The sequence below is a fragment of the Chromobacterium sp. INPA-IVC genome (genome assembly GCF_059047085.1).
Window position 1 is genome coordinate 20,271 of record NZ_JBTNLS010000003.1, and the last position, 18,162, is coordinate 38,432.

The following is an 18,162-nucleotide window of genomic DNA, read 5'->3' on the forward strand; positions in this document are numbered from 1 at the left end:
TAAGCCGGCCTCGCGGCCAGGCCAAGCCAGAAGGGGACGAACCGGCCAAACGACGGGCGAGCCCTATTCGGCCATGGTTTCGTTCTGGCTGGCCAGCCAGTGGTCGAATACCGCCAGTTGCTCTTCGAGGAATGCCATCTTTTTCCGGGCCAGCTCCAGATCGCGCGCCTTGCCCGCCTTCTCCACCGCTTCGGCGGCGTCGCCCATGCCGTTGGCCCCCACCATGCGGCTGGCGCCCTTGATGCGGTGGGCGGAAAAACCGACGCGCTCGGCGTCCTCCGCCTCCATTCCCGCGCGCAGTTCGGCTACGTCCTCGTTATTGCCGGTCTGGAATTCCCGCAGGATTTCCAGCTCCACGCTCAATTCGCCGTTGCTGTACACCTCCAGCACGCTGCGGTCCACGGGAATGCGCCCGTCGTCTGGCGACGGCTTGCTCGCGGCCGGCTCCGCGCTCTCGGTGACAGACGGCGCGGCATCGGCCGGCGGCGGGGGAGACTCCGGCGGGGCGCTCATCCATTTGCGCAGCGTAGCCTCCAAATCCAGGATGGACAGCGGCTTGGTCAGGAAGTCGTCCATGCCGGCCTCGCGCGTCTTGTCCACCTCCTCCTTGGCCGCGTTGGCGGTGCAGGCGACGATGGGAATGCGGCCGCGCTCGGGGTGGGATTCCTCATGCGCGCGCACCAGCCTCGCCAGCTGGTAGCCGTCGATGCCGGGCATGTGGCAATCGGTCAGGATCAGCGAATAGCGGCCGGACAGCCACTTGCTGAACGCGCGGTCGCCATCCTCGGCCCAGTCCGCCGGATAACCCAGCTTCTCCAGTTGCTTCAGCGTCAGCTTGCGGTTGGTGGGATTGTCCTCGGCGAATAGGATGGGGAACAGCCCGCTCCCTGCCCCGATTTCCTTGTCGGCCTGCGCCGCGGCGACCACGGCCTCCAGCGACACCCGCTGCTCGGGCAGCATCACCGGCTCCACCTGCTCGGCCAGCCATTCCACCTCCATCAGCAATCTGGCGCAGCTGCCCTTGCCCTGCTCGCTCTCCATCTCCACGTGCCCGCCCATCAGGCCGGCCAGGCGCCGGCAGATCGCCAGCCCCAGGCCGGTGCCGCCGAAACGGCGGGTGGTTTCAGAGTCTGCCTGGGTGAACGGCTGGAACAGCTTGCTCAACTGCTCCTGGGACATGCCGATGCCGGTATCCTCCACCTCGAAGCTCAGCACCTGGTAGTTGGACACCGTATCCATGACCTTGACCCGGATATCCACCCGCCCGCTGGAGGTGAACTTGATGGCGTTGCTGATGAAATTCTGCATGATCTGCCGCACCCGCAGCGGATCGATGACCAGCGTCGGCGCCAGCTTGTCGTCCAGCGTCAGCGCCAGTTCCAGCCCCTTCTTGCTGGCGTTCTCGTGATAGAGATTGCGCACGCTGTCCATGAAGGGACGGATCGCGGTGCGGGCGGGCACGATTTCCAGCCTGTCCGCCTCGATCTTAGAAAAATCCAGGATGTCGTCGATCAGCCGCAGCAGGGTGTTGGCGGAATCCTGGATGGTGGAGACGGTGTCGCGCTGCTCAGCATCGAGCCGGGTCAGCGCCAGCAGCTCCAGCATGCCCAGCACGCCGTTCATCGGCGTGCGGATCTCGTGGCTCATCGTGGCGAGGAAGGCGCTCTTGGCGCGGTTGGCCGCATTGGCCTGGTCGCGGGCCATCCTCAGTTCGAACTCGGCCATCTTGCGCTCGGTGATGTCCAGGCAGGCGAGGATGATCACCGACTCGTTGGCGTCCGGGAACAGCAGCTGCCCCTCGAACAGCACCCAGATCGGCCGCCCGGTGCCGGTCAGGCATTCCAGTTCGCAATGGATGCGGGCATTGTCCTGCTGCATCTTGGACATCTGCTCCGCCAGCTCGTACCAGCCATGCTCGGAGGCCAGCAGCTCCATCAGATGCATGCCGGAGAGGCCGTACTCGTCGCCGACGTCGAATATGCTTTCGGCCGTGAGATTGGCGCGAGTGATCTGGAAATGCTCGTTCAAGCGCAACAGGCCGACCGGCGACGCCGAATACACCGCCTCCTCTTCCTGCAGCACCGCGCGCAGCTGGGCTTCGGACAGCTTGCGGCGATCCTCTTCGGCGTAGAAGCCCAGAATATTGGCGTAGGCGCCCAGCAAGGGCAGGATGCTGATGCCCAGCTGCGACAAGGTGGGCCGCAGCAGGCATACCCCGGCCGAGGCCTCGCCGCCCAGCATCACCGGCAGCGACACCCAGGATGGCTGGGCGGTCAAGCTGCGGAACAGCGCCGCCAGCGGCATCTCCGCCTGGGACAGCTGCTGCGGCAGAGGCAGGAAGGCCGGCCAATCCCCTGCCTGCGGCTGAAGGCCCTCGCTGCCGTCCTCCCTCACCGCCCAAGCCACCAGCAAGCACTGCTCGGAGCTGGTGAACTCGAGGAAGGTGTTGTGCAGCCTCTGGAACACCTCGCCGCGCTCGGCCCGCGACAACAGCATCGCCTCGATTTCCGATATCACGGACAGCAAGGCGACGCTGCGCTCCAGCGAGTTCTCCGCCAGCCTCCGCTTGTGCTCGTCGCGCACGATCAGGATGTCGAGCGGCCGGTTGCCCTCCTGGAAGCGCCCGACGCTCAGCATCGCGTGAAAGCGCTCGCCGCTGCTGCCCATGCCCTCCACCGCTATAGTCCGTCCCGCCTGCACCTCCAGCGCGGCCAGCACCGACAGCAATTCGTCGTCCACCACGAACAGTTGCCGCGCAGCCGTGCCGATCAGCGCGTCCATGGCATAGCCGAACATGCGTCCCGCGCCCTCATTGGCCATGTCGATCACGCCGTTCTGATCGATCACCAGCATTGCGTCGCCCGACACGTCCAGCATGCGTTGCAGGAAGTCCAGCGGCTTGAGCACCTTGCGCACCACCACATGAAACAAGAAGGCCAGCAGCGCCAGCATCGCCAGCCCGAACACGCCTTCCCGCAGCAGCGTGTTGCGGTAGTGGGAGCGGTTGTCCTGCAAGGTGCGCAGCGCCCGCTCGCCGATGGCCACCCGGATCTTGTCCAGCGAGGCGGACAGCTGCAGCAGATTCCGCCGGTAGTCGGTGGCCTGGCTGAACTGCAAGCGGCCGTCCATTTGCTCCAACTGCAGCTGGGTCAGCAACTGCAAGCGGTTCGCCTGCATGGCCAGCTCTCCGAACTGCCGCGACAACTCGGCGTCGTCTATGCTGCCCAGCAACGACTGCGCCCTCCCCAGCAACAAGATGCTGGCGCTCAGTCCGTGGGCCAGCTCCAACTCGGTTCGCCGGTCCAGCCGGCTCTTCAGGCTAGAACGCAGCACCAGCGCCTGCGCGCTGGAATGCAGCCAGTAGCCCAGCATCGCCGCGTCCTGCCGCAGCCAGACCAGATTGCTGATCCGGTACTCCCCGCCGGAGGCCATGCTCGCCACTACCTCGTCCAGCAGCAATTGCGTCTGCTGCTGCACATCGCGGGTCCCCTCGTACAGCTTGACGAGTTGAGCCTCCCTCCCATCGGCGCCGGCCTTCATCGCCTGCCGCGTCGATACCCGCAACTGCTGGAACTGCTTGATCGACTGTCTCAGCCGTTCAAGACGCCCGGCCGAGCGAACCTCGTCCTGGCCATGCCAGGCGGTGAGCAGCGTCAGGAAATCTTCATCCACTTGCCGCGCCAGGCTGCTCAATTGCGCTTCGTCCGGGCGCTTCTCCAGCAGCCCCTCCATCAGCAGGCCGCTTTCCTTGAGCTGCAGATTGGCGAAATTGCGCAGCCCGTAAGCATCCTGGTTCAGATGCACCAGCCACTCGGCCTGCTGATAGGCGCTCCAGGCGGAAAACTGCAACACCGCCACCACGCTGGCCTGCAACAGGCCGAGCAACACCACGATGGCCAGCACGCTGCGCCCAATCGCCATCGCCTGACTGCGGCTGCGTCCCGACAACTGCATGCCTAATGCCTCGCAACGGATGGATTGGCGGCCGCCTCATCGCTGTTCGCGACATAAATCTGCGCGACGCCGTAACGCTCGCTGAAATCGCGCAGCACGTTCAACTGGTTGGCCGAGATGCTGGCGCCGCGGGGCAGCAGCAGGTGGCCCGCCTTGCTGCGCAGGTCGCGCGCTAACACCGAGCCGGGCTTGACCATGTCCAGCGACAGGCACTTTTCCTCCGGTTCGTCCTGGGAAACCGGCGCGCGGGTCTCGAACAGCCGGCCGAATACCTTTTTGTCGTACTCGGTGCCGGTGGCGACATGGTAGTAGCTGAACGGGTCGATCTCCGGCCGGTTGCGGCTCATCGCCACCTGTATCGATTTCTCCACCTCCGCCGGTTTGGGCGGCTTTACCACGAATCCGTCTGCATGCAGCTGGCTGGCCAGCACCACATTGCTCCGATCCGCATGCCCTGACAGGAAAACAAAGGGGAGATTGGACACATTGGCCGTATGGCCGCATCGCAACTCCTTGAGCAAGTCCATGCCGTTCATCGGCTGCATCTGCACGTCGCACAGCACGATGTCCACGCCCCGGATATCCAACAGCCGCATCGCCGTGGTGCCATCCGCCGCCTGGAAGATGCGGTCCTGCTTGACGCCCATGCTCTGCAAGGCCTGGGAAATCAACGACCGGACCAAGGTTTGGTCGTCGACGATCATGATGCGCAGGCGATCCAGATCGACAGAATTCATCTTGCCTCCTCCACTGGGCTGCCGTTCGGCGCCGGGCTCCCTCCCGGCACAGCGGCGACTTCCTGCTGCAGCTCGCCCTCCGGCACGATCATCGACACCGCGTCGCCGGCGCCCAATCCGCACCCCATGGCCTTCGCCAGCGCGACGCCCTCTTCGTCCTCCAATCCGGTGGCGCACACCGGCGTCTGCGTCAGCCCAAAGGATTTCAGCAGGCGGAAGGCGCCTGGATCCTCCCCCAGCAGCGCCTTCATCCACTGCAGCGCCTCCAGCGGGACATTGACCTGATCGAAAGGCAGCCGCATCAGATTGCTGACCGTCAGCGAACCCTGGCCAAAGCCATCCGCCAGCAGACGGAAACCCAGATACTTGATCTTGGAGAGATTCTCGAAGCACACGGCGTCGGAGCGCCGGTTCAGCCCATCGGCCAGTTCGAATCCCAAACAAGCTGGCGAAACCTCGTATTGCTGCAGCGCCATGAAGCAGCGGTCGAATACGTTGTCGGCGCACAGGCAGGCCTCATCAATGCGGATATCCACCCGGCAATCGTCGATTCCGGCGGAGAGGCGAAGGTGCTGCAACAGGCGAGCCGTGCGCTCCACCACGATTTCCAGCAGCGCGGCGGATGCCATTCTCCGCCCCGCCAGCAAGGCCAGCAGGCGGTCGAACGCCAGCCTGCGGCCATCCGGCAATTGCAGCGCGCGCAGGGAAAAGGACGCCAGCTTGCGGTTGGCTAGAGAGCGCGCCGGCGCGAACTCCATCACGAAGCTCTCCCCTCCCAGCTCGGCCAGCAGCTGCGCGACATCGCCTATTTTCGGCGCCTCGCTGCGCTCCATCTCGTTGAATATGCTGTTGAGCGAAGCGACGAAAGCTTCGGCGGAATAAGGTTTGGACAGAAAGCGCGTGCAGCCTATGCCCAGGTTGATCGACATGTCGGCGATGGTCTGCAACGTCTTGCCGTCATAGCCGGAGATGATGAGCAGCGCGGACTGATATCCCAGCCGGGCCACGTTCTTGATGAAATCGATCCCGTTCATGCCGGGCATGCCGATGTCGGTAATCACCAGATGGTAACCACCCTCGCCGATGCTGCGCAGCGCTTCGGCCGGGTCGCTGAACTCATCAATCTCCACGGCGAACCGGCTGAAGAAGCTGGCCTGCCGCGAAATCAGCTTGCGCAGCACCAACTGATCATCAAGTATCAGAAAGCGCTTCGGTTTCAGCTCCATGCCACGTTGCCCCTTTCAGACGGGCCAGAGCCGGAGCGCCGGACGCCGGACATGCCGCCTTGCCGATAGATGAACGCTGCGTGAAAACCGCGAGACGCACGCGAAAACGACCCTGTCCACGACTCAACATTTAAGACATTCGCGTAATGTCACGTAACGCAATACCATGTATAGGCTGACAAATTTGCCAGCACAAGCGGGGCCTGAGCGCGTCGTCGCGACAAGGGCCGCGCTCGGGTATCATTCCCGACGGAACCCACTTCCGCACAGGAGATCGCCATGCGCTTCGATTCCAACCAGCTCGGCAACGTCGAGGTCGATGAAACCACCGTCATCACTTTCCCGCAGGGCATTCCCGCGCTGGAAAACTGCACCCGCTTCAAGCTGTTCCACGACATCACCCACCCGGTGCCGCAAATGTACTGGCTGCAGTCGCTGGACGATCCCGGCATCACCTTCAGCCTGGCCCTGCCCGAGAGGCTGGGCGTGCGCTTCCAGATCGAGCTGTCGGATGAGGAGGTCGCGCAGCTCCAGCTCCAGGAGCCGCAGGACGCCGCCATCCTGCTGATGCTGTACCGCCCGCTGGATCAGCAGCGCGAATCCCACCCCGCGCTCGGCGCGCTGCAGGCCAATCTGTGCAATCCGCTGGTGATCGGCCTGTCGTCGCGGCGCGGCATCCAGAAAACCGGCCTCCAGATCGACATCCTGCTGCATACGCCATGAACGAAATCCAACGCTGCCCCTGGTGCGGCGACGATCCCTTGTACGTCGCCTACCACGACGAAGAATGGGGCCGCCCCGAACGCGATGACCGCAAGCTGTTCGAGATGCTGATCCTGGAAGGCGCGCAGGCCGGGCTGTCATGGATCACCATCCTCAGAAAGCGCGAAGGCTACCGCGCCGCATTCCACGGCTTCCATCCGGAGAAGGTGGCGGCGATGACCGACGACGACGTGGAGCGGCTGATGCAGAATCCGGCCATCGTCCGCAACCGGCTGAAAATCCACAGCGCCATCCGCAACGCCAGGGTATTCCTGCGGATGCAGCAGGAGCACGGCAGCTTCGCCGGCTGGCTGTGGGCGCACGTCGACGGCCAACCCATCCTGCGCCGCCGCGGCGACGAGCGGGTGCCGGCCAGCACCGAATTGTCCGACATCGTCAGCAAGGCGCTGAAGAAAGCCGGCATGAACTTCGTCGGCAGCACGGTGATCTACGCTTATCTGCAGGCCTGCGGCGTGGTCAACGATCACCTGCCCGGCTGCTTCCTGCACCCCGCCCGCGCCGGCTGAGAACCGAACAAGACCCCTGCGCCTGCGTCGCGCCGCCTTGGCTCAGGCGCGCCGCCATGAAAAACGGCCGCTTGCGCAAGCGGCCGTTTTCTTAGGTGGCGAGCGATGGCGGGGCAAGACTCAATCGAAAACCAGCCGGCCGTCGCGCGCCTCCACCATCACCGTCGATTTCGGCGGGTATTTGCCGGCGAGGATGGCCTTGGCCAGCGGATTCTCCAGCTCCGCCTGTATCGCCCGCTTCAACGGCCGCGCGCCGTAGACCGGATCGAAGCCGGCCTCGGACAGCAGCGCCAGCGCCTCGTCGCTGATCTGCAGATTCAGTTCCAGCTTGGCCAGCCGCGCCTCCAGGCCCTTCAGCTGGATGCGGGCGATGGACTGGATGTGCTTCTCGTCCAGGCCATGGAACACCACCACCTCGTCGATGCGGTTGATGAACTCCGGCCGGAACTGGGTCTTCACCTCGGCCATCACGGCAAGCTTGATCACCTGATAATCGTCTGTCGCCATCGCCTGGATCTGCTGGCTGCCGATATTGGACGTCATCACGATCACCGTGTTCTTGAAATCCACGGTGCGGCCCTGGCCGTCGGTCAGCCGGCCGTCGTCCAGCACCTGCAGCAACACGTTGAACACGTCCGGGTGCGCCTTCTCCACCTCATCCAGCAGGATCACGCTGTACGGCTTGCGGCGCACCTGCTCGGTCAGATAGCCGCCCTCCTCGTAGCCGACATAGCCCGGAGGCGCGCCGATCAGCCGCGCCACCGAATGCTTTTCCATGTATTCCGACATGTCGATGCGGATCAGGTGCTCCTCGCTGTCGAACAGGAAACCGGCCAGCGTCTTGCACAACTCGGTCTTGCCGACACCGGTCGGCCCCAGGAACAGGAAGGAGCCGTAGGGTTTGTTCGGATCGGCGAGGCCCGATCGCGAACGGCGGATCGCGTCGGCCACCGCAGTCACCGCCTCGTCCTGGCCCACCACGCGCCGATGCAGCACATCCTCCATGTGCAACAGCTTCTCGCGCTCGCCGGTCAGCATCTTGGACACCGGGATGCCGGTGGCGCGGCTGATCACCTCGGCGATCTCCTCCGCGCCTACCTGGGTGCGCAGCAAACGGTTGGGCTTGGCTTCGCTCTGGTCGCCGGCGGCCTCGGCCTCCTTCAGCCGCGCCTCCAGCTGCGGCAGCTTGCCGTACTGCAGCTCCGCCAGTTTCTGCCAGTCGCCCTTGCGCTTCAGCTCCTCCATGTCCACCTTCAGGCGGTCGATTTCCTCGCGTATGCTCTGCGTGCCCTGCTGGGCGGCCTTTTCGGCCTTCCAGATATCCTCGAGGTCGGCGTATTCGCGCGACAAACCGGCGATCTCATCCTCGATCAGTTGCAGACGCTTTTGCGAAGCCTCGTCAGTCTCGCGCCTCACCGCCTCGCGCTCGATCTTCAACTGGATCAGCCGGCGGTCCAGCTTGTCCATCGCCTCCGGCTTGGAATCCAGCTCCATCTTGATCTTGGACGCGGCCTCGTCGATCAGGTCGATCGCCTTGTCCGGCAGAAAGCGGTCAGTGATGTAGCGCTGGGAAAGCTCGGCCGCGGCGACGATGGCCGGGTCGGTGATGTCCACGCCGTGGTGGATCTCGTACTTTTCCTGCAGGCCGCGCAGGATGGCGATGGTGTCCTCCACCGACGGCTCGCCGACCAGCACCTTCTGGAAGCGGCGCTCCAGCGCAGCGTCCTTCTCGATGTACTTGCGGTACTCGTCCAGCGTGGTGGCCCCGAGGCAATGCAGCTCGCCGCGCGCCAGCGCCGGTTTCAGCATATTGCCGGCGTCCATCGCGCCATCGGCCTTGCCCGCGCCCACCAGGGTGTGGATTTCGTCGATGAAGATCAGCGTCTGGCCATCGTCTTTGGCCAGATCGTTCAGCACCGCTTTCAACCGCTCCTCGAACTCGCCGCGGTATTTGGCGCCGGCGATCAGCGCCGCCAGGTCCAGCACCAGCAGACGCTTGCCCTTCAGGCTTTCCGGCACCTCGCCGTTGACGATGCGCTGCGCCAGGCCCTCGACGATGGCGGTCTTGCCGACGCCCGGCTCGCCGATCAGCACCGGGTTGTTCTTGGTGCGGCGCTGCAGCACCTGGATGGCGCGGCGGATCTCGTCGTCGCGGCCGATCACCGGATCCAGCTTGCCCTGGCGGGCGCGCTCGGTCAGATCCAGCGTGTATTTTTTCAGCGCCTCGCGCTGGCCTTCGGCATCGGCGCTGGACACGCTCTCGCCACCGCGCACCGCGTCGATGGCGGCCTGGATGGAAGCGTGGCTGCCGCCATGTTCCTTCAGCAAGCGGCCGGCCTCGCCCTTGTCCTGAGAGAGCGCGGACAGGAACAGCTCGCTGGCGATGAAGTCGTCGCCCAGCTTCATCGCGATCTTGTCGGTCACGTTGAGCAGATTGGCCAGATCCCGCGACACGGTGATCTCGCCGCCATTCCCCTGCACCCGCGGCAAGCGCTCTACCGCCAGCTTGAGGCCGGCCTTCAGCGCCGGCACGTTGACGCCGGCGCGCGCCAGCAGGCCGCCGATGCCGGCCTCTGCGTCGTCGAGCATGGCCAGCAGCAGGTGCTGCGGCTCGATGAAAGGATTGTCGCCTGCCACAGCGAGGCTCTGGGCATCCCCCAGCGCTTGCTGGAATTTGGTGGTCAGCTTGTCGAATCGCATGGTGTCGGTTCCCCGGATGATCTGTCGATGACTTACATTTTGGGGAGCCAGATGGCCATTTCAAGAGTTGCCAAACGGCTGGAATTGACTACGCTCAAATCAATCAATGACGTTCAAATAAAACAAACGCAACCACCATCGCTCAGCAAGGGGAAGCCATGAAGCGTTTCGCATTGATCGCCGCCGCTCTGCTCATTTCCGCCCCATCCATTCATGCTCAGGATTTTTCGCTTCTGCTGTTCGGCGCCTCCCGCCATCATGGCTGCACCACCTGCAATCTCAATCAGGACAATCCCGGCGCGGGCCTGGAATGGGCATTCGCCGGCGATCAGGACAATGGCCGCTGGTTCGCCCGGACCGGCGTTTATCGCGATTCTTTTCGCAAGGAAGCCAATTTCGTCACGCTGGGCTGGCGGCGCGAATGGAAAATCCTCGGCCCGATCTTCGCCGGCGTCGGCCTGCAAGCCGGCTATCTGCATGGGTCCGGCCACAACGGCCCGGCCGCGCTGCCCACCCTCAGCCTGGGCGGCAAATCCTTCGCGCTGGAGGTCGGCTATTTGCCTAGGGTCAACGTAGGCAGCCATCACCCCAAGACCTCGGTCACCACCCTCAATCTGCGATGGACCATATGATCTCCCCGCACTTGGACGCGCTGGACCGGCATGCGACAATGGCGCCCAATCGATCTACCCTTCCCGCTGGCCCGCCATGGCTGGCGCTGACCACATAAATGACCCACACTCACGCACAACTCGTCTGGCAGGACGGCCAGCCCATGTCCGCCGTTTTCGGCGACGTGTACTTCTCCCGCGCCTCCGGCCTGGAGGAGACGCGCCATGTCTTTCTCCGCCACAACCAGCTGGAAAAACGCTTCGCCGCGCTGCGGCCGTCCGACTCCTTTACCATCGCGGAAACCGGTTTCGGCACCGGGCTGAACTTCCTCTGCGCCTGGCAATGCTTCGAGGCGAACGCGCCCGCCGACGCCAGACTGCATTTCGTCAGCGCGGAGAAGTACCCGCTGACGCCGGATGACCTCGCCCAGGCGCTGGCCTTGTGGCCGGAGCTGGCTGAATTCTCGGCCCCGCTGCTGGCGCAGTACGATGTCCTGACGCCGGGCTGGCACCGTCTCGTGCTGGCCGGCGGCCGGGTGACGCTGACGCTGATGATAGGCGATGTGCTGGACGTGCTGCCGCAGCTGGACGCGCGCGTAGACGCCTGGTTCCTGGACGGTTTCGCGCCCTCCAAGAACCCCGACATGTGGCAGCAGCCGCTGTTCGACCAGATGGCGCGCCTGTCCTCGCCGGGCGCCAGCTTCGCCACTTTCACCAGCGCGGGCGCGGTGCGGCGCGGCCTGGCCGAGGCCGGCTTCGAGGTCAAGAAAGCGCCGGGCCACGGCCGCAAGCGCCACATCGTCCACGGCGAAATCGCCGCCCCGCCCGACGCCGGCTGGCAGGAGCCCTGGTTCGCCCGGCCCGAACCGCGCTGGCGCGAGCGCAGCGTCGTCGTGGTCGGCGGCGGCCTGGCCGGCGCGTCCACCGCCAACAGCCTGGCGCAGCGCGGCTGGCAGGTGACTGTGATCGAAAGAATGCCCCAGCTCGCCAGCGCCGCCTCCGGCAATCCCCAGGGCGTGCTGTACACCAAGCTCTCCCCCCATCTGACGCCGCTGACCCGCCTGGTGCTGTCCGGCTACGCCTACAGCCTGCGCGCGCTGCGGGGCCTGCTGCCGGAAGGCGCCGACTGGCAGGCCTGCGGCGTGCTGCAACTGGCCCATGACGCCAAGGAAGCGGAAAAACAGCAGGGACTGGCCGGGCTGGAGCTGCCCGAAACCGTGATGCGGCCGCTCGACCAGGCGGCGGCCAGCGAGCTGGCCGGCACGCCGCTGCCGTCCGGCGGGCTGTTTTTCCCGCAGGGCGGCTGGGTGCATCCGCCCGCGCTGGTGCGCAAGCTGGTCGAACACCCGAATATCGTGGTCAAAACCGGCCGCACCGCGCTGACGCTGGATTACGACCCTTCGCAGCGCAGCTGGACCGCAAGCGACGAGCGCGGCCCGCTGGCGGTGGCGTCCGCGGTGGTGCTGGCCGGCGCGGCGGAAACCGCGCAGTTCGACAGCACGCGGCATCTGCCGCTGAAAAAGATCAGGGGACAGGTCACCAGCGTCGCCGCCAGCGAGGCCAGCAGCCGGCTGCGCACCGTGCTGTGCGGCGAAGGCTACATCTCCCCCGCCCGCAATGGCCGCCACTGCCTGGGCGCCACGTTCAAGTTCGATGCCGACGACCTCGCCGTCCACGACGACGAGCATGCGGAAAACCTGGCGATGCTGGCCGGACTGGCGCCGGAGCTGCGCGCCAGTCTGGAAAAGGACGCGCCGGAGCATCTGGAAGGACGCGCCGCCTTCCGCTGCACCAGCCCGGATTATCTGCCGCTGATCGGCCCGGTAGTGGCCGCCCGCGACTTCGTCCGCGCCTACCGCGAGCTGGCCCGCGACGCGACGCTGGAACTGGCGGAGACATGTCCGTGGGCCGATGGCCTGTACGTCAACGCCGCCCACGGCTCCCGCGGCCTGATCACCGCGCCGCTGTCGGGGGAAATCCTGGCCTCGCTGCTGGAAGGAGAGCCGGCGCCATTGCCGGCCGATCTGATGCGGGCCGTCCATCCGTCCCGCTTCCTGCTGCGCGACCTGATCCGCCGCAAGCTGGACCTGGACGCGCCCTGACCGGGCTCAAACCGCGGCCGTCGAACGCTCTATCGCCTCCCGGATCGCGTCCGGGATAGGCACCGACTGCTCGGCCTTGTAGTCCACCCAGACCAGCAGCACCTCGGCGCTGGCGTAGACCACGCCCGGATCGTCGCGGCGGTAGAAATGGTGGCGCAGCTTCAGGCTGCTGCGCCCCAGCTTCTCCAGTTCGATGGTGATGTCCAAAGTGGCGGGATAAGTCAGTTGCTTGCGGTAAGTGCAGCTGGTGCTGGCCAGCACCGGACCGATTCCCTCCGGCTCGATGCCGAATCCCATCCCCTGTAGCCACTCGATGCGGATCTGCTCAAGGTAGCGGAAATAATAAGTGTTATTGAGATGCCCCACCGCATCCATGTCTCCCCAGCGCATGCTGATGGTGCGCGTGTCCAGCACCGGCAACGGCGTCGTCAAGGCTAGCTCCCGACTGTTTGAAAGACTTCATGATAACGGCAAAAACGGGATGCCAGGCCTATTTGCCGATTCTTTTGCGAAAGTGTTAAATACAGGTCATTTTGATTACACCCCGTCACACAAGCCATCAACAATCATGCTACGGAAAAGGCCGGCGCATCGGGATAATGCGTCTTGTCCGGTTCACGATCTCCAACGGGATCGAGAGCGGGACATGATCGATGCCAGGTCTCCGACCGAGCCTCGATCACCTGAGCGAAGGTGCAATTCAGAGCCCCCCTGGGGCTCTTTTTTTTTGCCCACGCGCGCCAAGCCGCGCTAGTCGAACCCGCCGCGCCGATGCACAATGGCCATCATTGCCCCTCATCCCTTGCCGCCATGTGGAAATCCGTTCTCGCCATCGCCATCGGTGCCGCCGCCGGCGCGCTGCTGCGCTGGTTCCTCGGCCTGCGCCTGAACAGCCTGTTCCCCTCCCTGCCGCCTGGCACGCTGGCCGCCAACCTGATCGGCGGCTACATCATCGGCGTGGCCGTGGCGCTGTTCGCCGACATGCCGGCGCTGTCGCCGCTGTGGCGCTTGCTGATCATCACCGGCTTCTGCGGCGGCCTGACCACTTTTTCCACCTTCTCCGCCGAAGTGGTGGATCTGTTGCGCCAGGGCCAGCTGCAGCCGGCGCTCGCCGCCATCGCGGCGCATGTCAGCGGCTCGCTGCTGATGACCATGGCCGGCATCGCCAGCTGGCAGTGGCTGAAGCGCTGACCCCCGCGCATCCGGCGGCAAAAGGCCGCCGGCGCCCCGCAACGCGGGCGCTACGTATTCAACACCATATCAAACAGACTATCTGCTTCCTATGTTTCAACCTCCAACAAACCTGTCGCGGAGGAAAACATGGCCAATCCCCTTACCCTGCTGATGCCGGTGGCGCCCCACGCGGACCTGATCGCCCTTGCCGCCACCGTCAAGGAAAATCAACCCAAGCTGCATGCCGCCCTCACCGTAATCGGCACCGTGCACTACGCCCGCACCCTGCTGCTGGACCGCGCCGTCACCAACCTGCAGCCGGGCATCAGTCCCAGCAAGGCCTATGTCCTCGCCGTCATCACCGAATACGACGGCAGCTTCGATAAGTACATCCAGGACTTCGTGAAAGAGGTCGGCCCCATATTCGATGCCTTGCTGCGCTTCGTGGACGGGGCTGAGAAGCTGATTCCGGTGGCCAACAACACCGCCGCCTTCACCGCCTTCATCGCCAAGAACGACGCCTCCCAGCACGATCTGAACCAGGGCCTGTACCAAGCCTACGACGCCACCGTGCAAACGATTCTGGCCTCCTTGCCCTAAACGCTGCGCACCGTCTCCGATGCGGCCGCCGACGGCGCGCCGCATCTTTCTCCCGGAGCTCCCATGAACATCCCATTCGACGACGTACAAGGCACCATCCTTCGCGGCTACCGGGTGGAGCGCGCCCGCCACTTCGTCCTGCGCATCGATGACAAGGCCGGCGCAGGCGATCTGATCCTCAAACTGGTGGACGGCCAGCTGGGACTCCCGCCGATCACCACCGCCCAGCGCGGCCAGCAAAAGCCGATCCACTTCCTGAACATCAGCTTCACCCGCGTCGGCTTGTCCCGACTGGGGCTCAGCGACGCCCAGCTGCAGACCTTCGACGCCTCTTTCTACAAGGGCGCCACCAATCCGGACGTCGCCGCCGACGTCGGCGATTGCGACGACAGCGCGCCGCAAAACTGGATAGGCGGCCTGAGCGACGGCAGCCAGGTCCACGCGCTGCTCAGCCTGTGGGTGGACGGCGGCGTGGAGCCGCTGGAATCGGCGTCGGCCACGCTGCGCCGCGCCTTCGCCGTATCCGGCGTGACCGAGCTGTCCGCGCAGGATGCCGTGGCGCTGCCAGACAACCGGGTGCACTTCGGCTACCGCGACAGCATCGCCCAGCCCACCATCGACGGCGCTCCGCCGCGCAAGCGCAGCATCCCGGACGATCAGCCATCAGTGGCCACCGGCGAGTTCCTGCTCGGCTACCTCAATGAAAGCGACGGCTACTACTCGCTGCAACCGGAGGAGCTGTCCCTCAACAGCAGCTTCGCCGCCTTCCGCATCCTGGAACAGGACGTGCCCGGTTTCGAAAGCTTCCTGCAGACCTATGCCGGTCAGTTGGACATGGACGCCGAAATGCTGGCGGCCAAGGTCTGCGGCCGCTGGCGCAACGGCAACCCGCTGACCCTGATGCCGAACGATGAAGGCTCCACGCTGCCGCCGGATCAGCTCAACGCGTTCCACTATGTCAGCAATGATGCGAAGCAGGACGACACCCTGGGCTTGAAATGCCCGATAGGCTCCCACATCCGCCGCAGCAATCCGCGCGACGGCGCCGTGGTCGGCGCCGGCAGCCCCTCGCACCGCATCGTGCGCCGCGCCATGCCCTATGGCCCGGAATACGATCCGGCCAAGCCGGACCAGCAGAAACGCGGCCTGGTCGGCTATTTCATCAACGCCAGCCTGAGCAACCAGTTCGAATTCTTGACCAGCCAGTGGATACTGGACTCCCAATTCGTCAAATCGGCCACCGGCCCCGGCGGATCGGAACAAGGCAACGCGGTGTTCAACATCAGCGGGGAGGATGTTTTCCTCGGCGTCAATCACGAGAGCCAAAGCTCCTTCACCGACGCCCGGCCCGGCGCCAAGGGGCACGGAAACAAGCGCATCACCGGCTTCCCCCGGCTGATCCACACCCGCGGCGGCGCCTATTGCTTCTTCCCCAGCATCAGCGGCCTGCGCTACCTGGCCGCGCTGGCTTCCGGCTGACGGCAAGCAAAACCCCCGCGGCCCATCAGGGCGGCGGGGGCGGGATGATGCCGGCCTTCCGGAAAATCAGCCGCGGATGCGGCGCAGCACCTCGTCCTTGCCGATCAGGGCCAGCACCGCGTCCACCGACGGCGTCTGGGTGGTGCCGCACACCAGCACGCGCAGCGGCATGCCCAACTGGCCCATCTTGATGCCTTCGTCGGCGCAGAACGGCTTGAACAGCTCATGGATGGACTCAGCGGTCCAGGCCTCCAGCGCGGCCAGACGGTCGGCGAAACGGCCCATGCGCTCCACGGCGTCGCCGGCCAGATGTTTTTCCACATCGGCGGCGGCCGCTTCGCGCTTCTTGTAGAAGTAATCGACTTCCAGCGCCAGCGCGTTCAGATCCTGCACGCGCTCCTTCACCAGCGCCAGCACGTCGACTATGGCCGGGCCGCTGGCTGTGTCGACATGGGAGGCGGCCAAACGCGGCGCGATCAGCTCGGCCAGGCGGCCGTTGTCGGCGGCCTTGATGTGCTGGGCGTTCAGCCACATGAATTTTTCCTGGTTGAAGCGGCTGGCGGACGGGCTCACCGCCTCCAGGCTGAACCACTCGACGAACTGCTCCATGCTGAAGAATTCGTCGTCGCCGTGGCCCCAGCCCAGGCGCGCCAGGTAGTTCAGCAGCGCTTCCGGCAGAATGCCCTTGTCGGCGTAATCCACCACGCTGACCGCGTCGCGGCGCTTGGACATCTTCTGGCCGTCTTCATTCAGGATCATCGGCAGGTGGCCGTACACCGGCAGCGGCGCGTTCAGCGCCTGCAGGATGTTGATCTGGCGCGGGGTGTTGTTGACGTGGTCGTCGCCGCGGATCACGTGGGTGATCTGCATGTCCCAGTCGTCCACCACCACGCAGAAGTTATAGGTGGGGCTGCCGTCCGGACGGGCGATGATCAGATCGTCCAGCTCTTCATTGGAAATCTCGATGCGGCCCTTGACCGCGTCGTCCCAGGCCACCACGCCGGCGAGCGGCGTCTTGAAGCGCACCACCGGCTGCACGCCTTCCGGGACGGCCGGCAGGGTCTTGCCGGCTTCCGGACGCCAGCGGCGGTCGTAGCGCGGCTTGTCGCCGCGGGCTTCCTGCTCGGCGCGCATCGCTTCCAGCTCGTCCTTGCTGCAATAGCAGTGATAGGCGTGGCCGGATGCCAGCAGTTGCTGGATCACTTCCTTGTAGCGGTCGAAACGATGGGTCTGGTAGAACGGGCCCTCGTCATAGTCCAGACCCACCCAGTGCATGCCGTCCAGAATCGCCTTCACCGATTCCGGCGTGGAACGCTCCAGATCGGTGTCTTCGATGCGCAGCACGAACACGCCGTTGTTTTTGCGGGCGTAGGCCCAGGAGAACAGCGCGGTGCGCACGCCGCCGATATGCAGGTAACCGGTGGGGCTGGGGGCGAAACGGGTACGGATCATGATGGGTTGGACTCTGAGAAAAACACAAAGGCGTTATTGTACGCCGCCAACAAAAAAGCCCGCAAACGCGGGCTCGGGAAAAATCGGGTTCAGACCATCAAGGCGGCCAGCGAATGAGCCGGCAGCATCTCCGCCAGCAGCCATACCGCGGTCAGCGCCAGCATCGCCGCCATGCCGCAATTGAAGGCCCGCAGCCGCATCGGCGAGTCCAGAAAACGGCGAATGGCGACGCCGGAGCCGGCCCACACCGCGATGCACGGCAGGCTGGTGACGAAGGACACCAGGGCGAACACGCCGGCCGCGTGCCAGGGGTTCATCTGCGCCGGCAGGAACACCATCACCAGATTGAAACCCATCAGCCATACCTTGGGATTCAGCCAGTTGAACATCAGCCCGCCCCAGAAACCCATCGGCCGGGCGCCGGCGTCGCCCGCCTTGGCCTTGCCGGCGCGGGCCAGATTCCACGACAGCCACAATAGATAAACGCAACCGGCGATAGCCAGGTAAAGCTGCAAGGACGCCATCAGCGACATCAGCGCGCCGAGGAACAGCGACAGCAGGCCAATCTGCAAAGACAAACCCAGCGCCATGCCCAGCAGGGACGGCAGCGTGCGGGAAAAACCGAAATTGACGCCGGACGAGGCCAGCACCAGATTATTGGGGCCTGGGGTGATGGACATCACCAGCAGGTAAGTGACAAGCGCAAGCAGATTCATGACGACTCCCGAAACCGCGGCCGGCAACGCGCCGGATCCTCCGGGGCAGATCCCCGATTCAAGGTCGTCATATTAGGCGTTTTGACTGGACAATTACAGATTCAGAAAAATAGAATTGAGACC

The 18,162-nt window shown here is 64.9% G+C and carries 14 protein-coding genes; 7 read left to right on the top strand and 7 right to left on the bottom strand.

Annotated features, from left to right (window positions below; translation table 11 throughout):
• Positions 1-63: 63 nt before the first annotated feature.
• The 3 genes from ACX17K_RS05520 to ACX17K_RS05530 are packed head-to-tail and all read right to left on the bottom strand — an operon-like array spanning position 64 to position 5,917.
• Positions 64-3,954 (bottom strand): ATP-binding protein, encoded by a 3,891-nt coding sequence (locus ACX17K_RS05520; RefSeq protein ID WP_493774012.1) that lies wholly within the window; start codon positions 3,952-3,954, stop codon positions 64-66.
• Between the two features lie 2 nt (positions 3,955-3,956).
• A complete protein-coding gene (locus tag ACX17K_RS05525; RefSeq protein WP_493774013.1) occupies positions 3,957-4,691 on the bottom strand; it encodes a response regulator in 735 nt (244 codons plus the stop codon).
• Positions 4,688-5,917 (bottom strand): EAL domain-containing response regulator, encoded by a 1,230-nt coding sequence (locus ACX17K_RS05530; RefSeq protein WP_493774014.1) that lies wholly within the window; start codon positions 5,915-5,917, stop codon positions 4,688-4,690. The genes ACX17K_RS05525 and ACX17K_RS05530 overlap by 4 nt, the downstream gene beginning before the upstream one ends.
• A gap of 279 nt (positions 5,918-6,196) precedes the next feature.
• Between ACX17K_RS05530 and fliW the strand changes: the two genes are divergently transcribed.
• Both fliW and ACX17K_RS05540 read left to right on the top strand, forming a co-directional pair.
• Complete coding sequence (gene fliW / locus ACX17K_RS05535; protein WP_493774015.1) at positions 6,197-6,640, top strand: flagellar assembly protein FliW; 444 nt, start codon at positions 6,197-6,199, stop codon at positions 6,638-6,640.
• A complete protein-coding gene (locus tag ACX17K_RS05540) occupies positions 6,637-7,206 on the top strand; it encodes a DNA-3-methyladenine glycosylase I (RefSeq protein WP_493774016.1) in 570 nt (189 codons plus the stop codon). The genes fliW and ACX17K_RS05540 overlap by 4 nt, the downstream gene beginning before the upstream one ends.
• 120 nt (positions 7,207-7,326) lie before the next feature.
• Here ACX17K_RS05540 and clpB read toward each other — a convergent pair whose 3' ends face one another.
• Entirely contained in the window at positions 7,327-9,906 is a 2,580-nt protein-coding gene (gene clpB / locus ACX17K_RS05545) for an ATP-dependent chaperone ClpB (protein WP_493774017.1), read from the bottom strand.
• Positions 9,907-10,064: 158 nt separating this feature from the next.
• Between clpB and ACX17K_RS05550 the strand changes: the two genes are divergently transcribed.
• Positions 10,065-10,538: a hypothetical protein gene (locus tag ACX17K_RS05550; RefSeq protein ID WP_493774018.1), complete on the top strand. Its 474-nt coding sequence runs from the start codon at positions 10,065-10,067 to the stop codon at positions 10,536-10,538.
• Positions 10,539-10,636: 98 nt separating this feature from the next.
• Positions 10,637-12,619, top strand: a complete 1,983-nt coding sequence (gene mnmC, locus ACX17K_RS05555; protein ID WP_493774019.1) for a bifunctional tRNA (5-methylaminomethyl-2-thiouridine)(34)-methyltransferase MnmC2/FAD-dependent 5-carboxymethylaminomethyl-2-thiouridine(34) oxidoreductase MnmC1 — start codon at positions 10,637-10,639, stop codon at positions 12,617-12,619.
• 6 nt (positions 12,620-12,625) lie between these two features.
• Here mnmC and ACX17K_RS05560 read toward each other — a convergent pair whose 3' ends face one another.
• Complete coding sequence (locus ACX17K_RS05560; protein WP_493774020.1) at positions 12,626-13,051, bottom strand: acyl-CoA thioesterase; 426 nt, start codon at positions 13,049-13,051, stop codon at positions 12,626-12,628.
• 378 nt (positions 13,052-13,429) lie between these two features.
• On the opposite strand from ACX17K_RS05560, the gene crcB reads away from it, so the two are divergent.
• The 3 genes from crcB to ACX17K_RS05575 all read left to right on the top strand — a co-directional run bounded on the left by crcB (position 13,430) and on the right by ACX17K_RS05575 (position 15,871).
• Complete coding sequence (gene crcB, locus ACX17K_RS05565) at positions 13,430-13,810, top strand: fluoride efflux transporter CrcB (protein WP_493774021.1); 381 nt, start codon at positions 13,430-13,432, stop codon at positions 13,808-13,810.
• A gap of 129 nt (positions 13,811-13,939) precedes the next feature.
• Positions 13,940-14,392, top strand: a complete 453-nt coding sequence (locus ACX17K_RS05570; RefSeq protein WP_493774022.1) for a hypothetical protein — start codon at positions 13,940-13,942, stop codon at positions 14,390-14,392.
• Positions 14,393-14,455: 63 nt separating this feature from the next.
• Entirely contained in the window at positions 14,456-15,871 is a 1,416-nt protein-coding gene (locus tag ACX17K_RS05575) for a Dyp-type peroxidase (protein ID WP_493774023.1), read from the top strand.
• 66 nt (positions 15,872-15,937) lie between these two features.
• On the opposite strand, the gene gltX is transcribed toward ACX17K_RS05575, so the two are convergent.
• Both gltX and ACX17K_RS05585 read right to left on the bottom strand, forming a co-directional pair.
• Positions 15,938-17,326 (bottom strand): glutamate--tRNA ligase, encoded by a 1,389-nt coding sequence (gene gltX / locus ACX17K_RS05580; protein ID WP_493774342.1) that lies wholly within the window; start codon positions 17,324-17,326, stop codon positions 15,938-15,940.
• Between the two features lie 86 nt (positions 17,327-17,412).
• Complete coding sequence (locus tag ACX17K_RS05585; protein WP_493774024.1) at positions 17,413-18,039, bottom strand: LysE family translocator; 627 nt, start codon at positions 18,037-18,039, stop codon at positions 17,413-17,415.
• Positions 18,040-18,162: the final 123 nt, after the last annotated feature.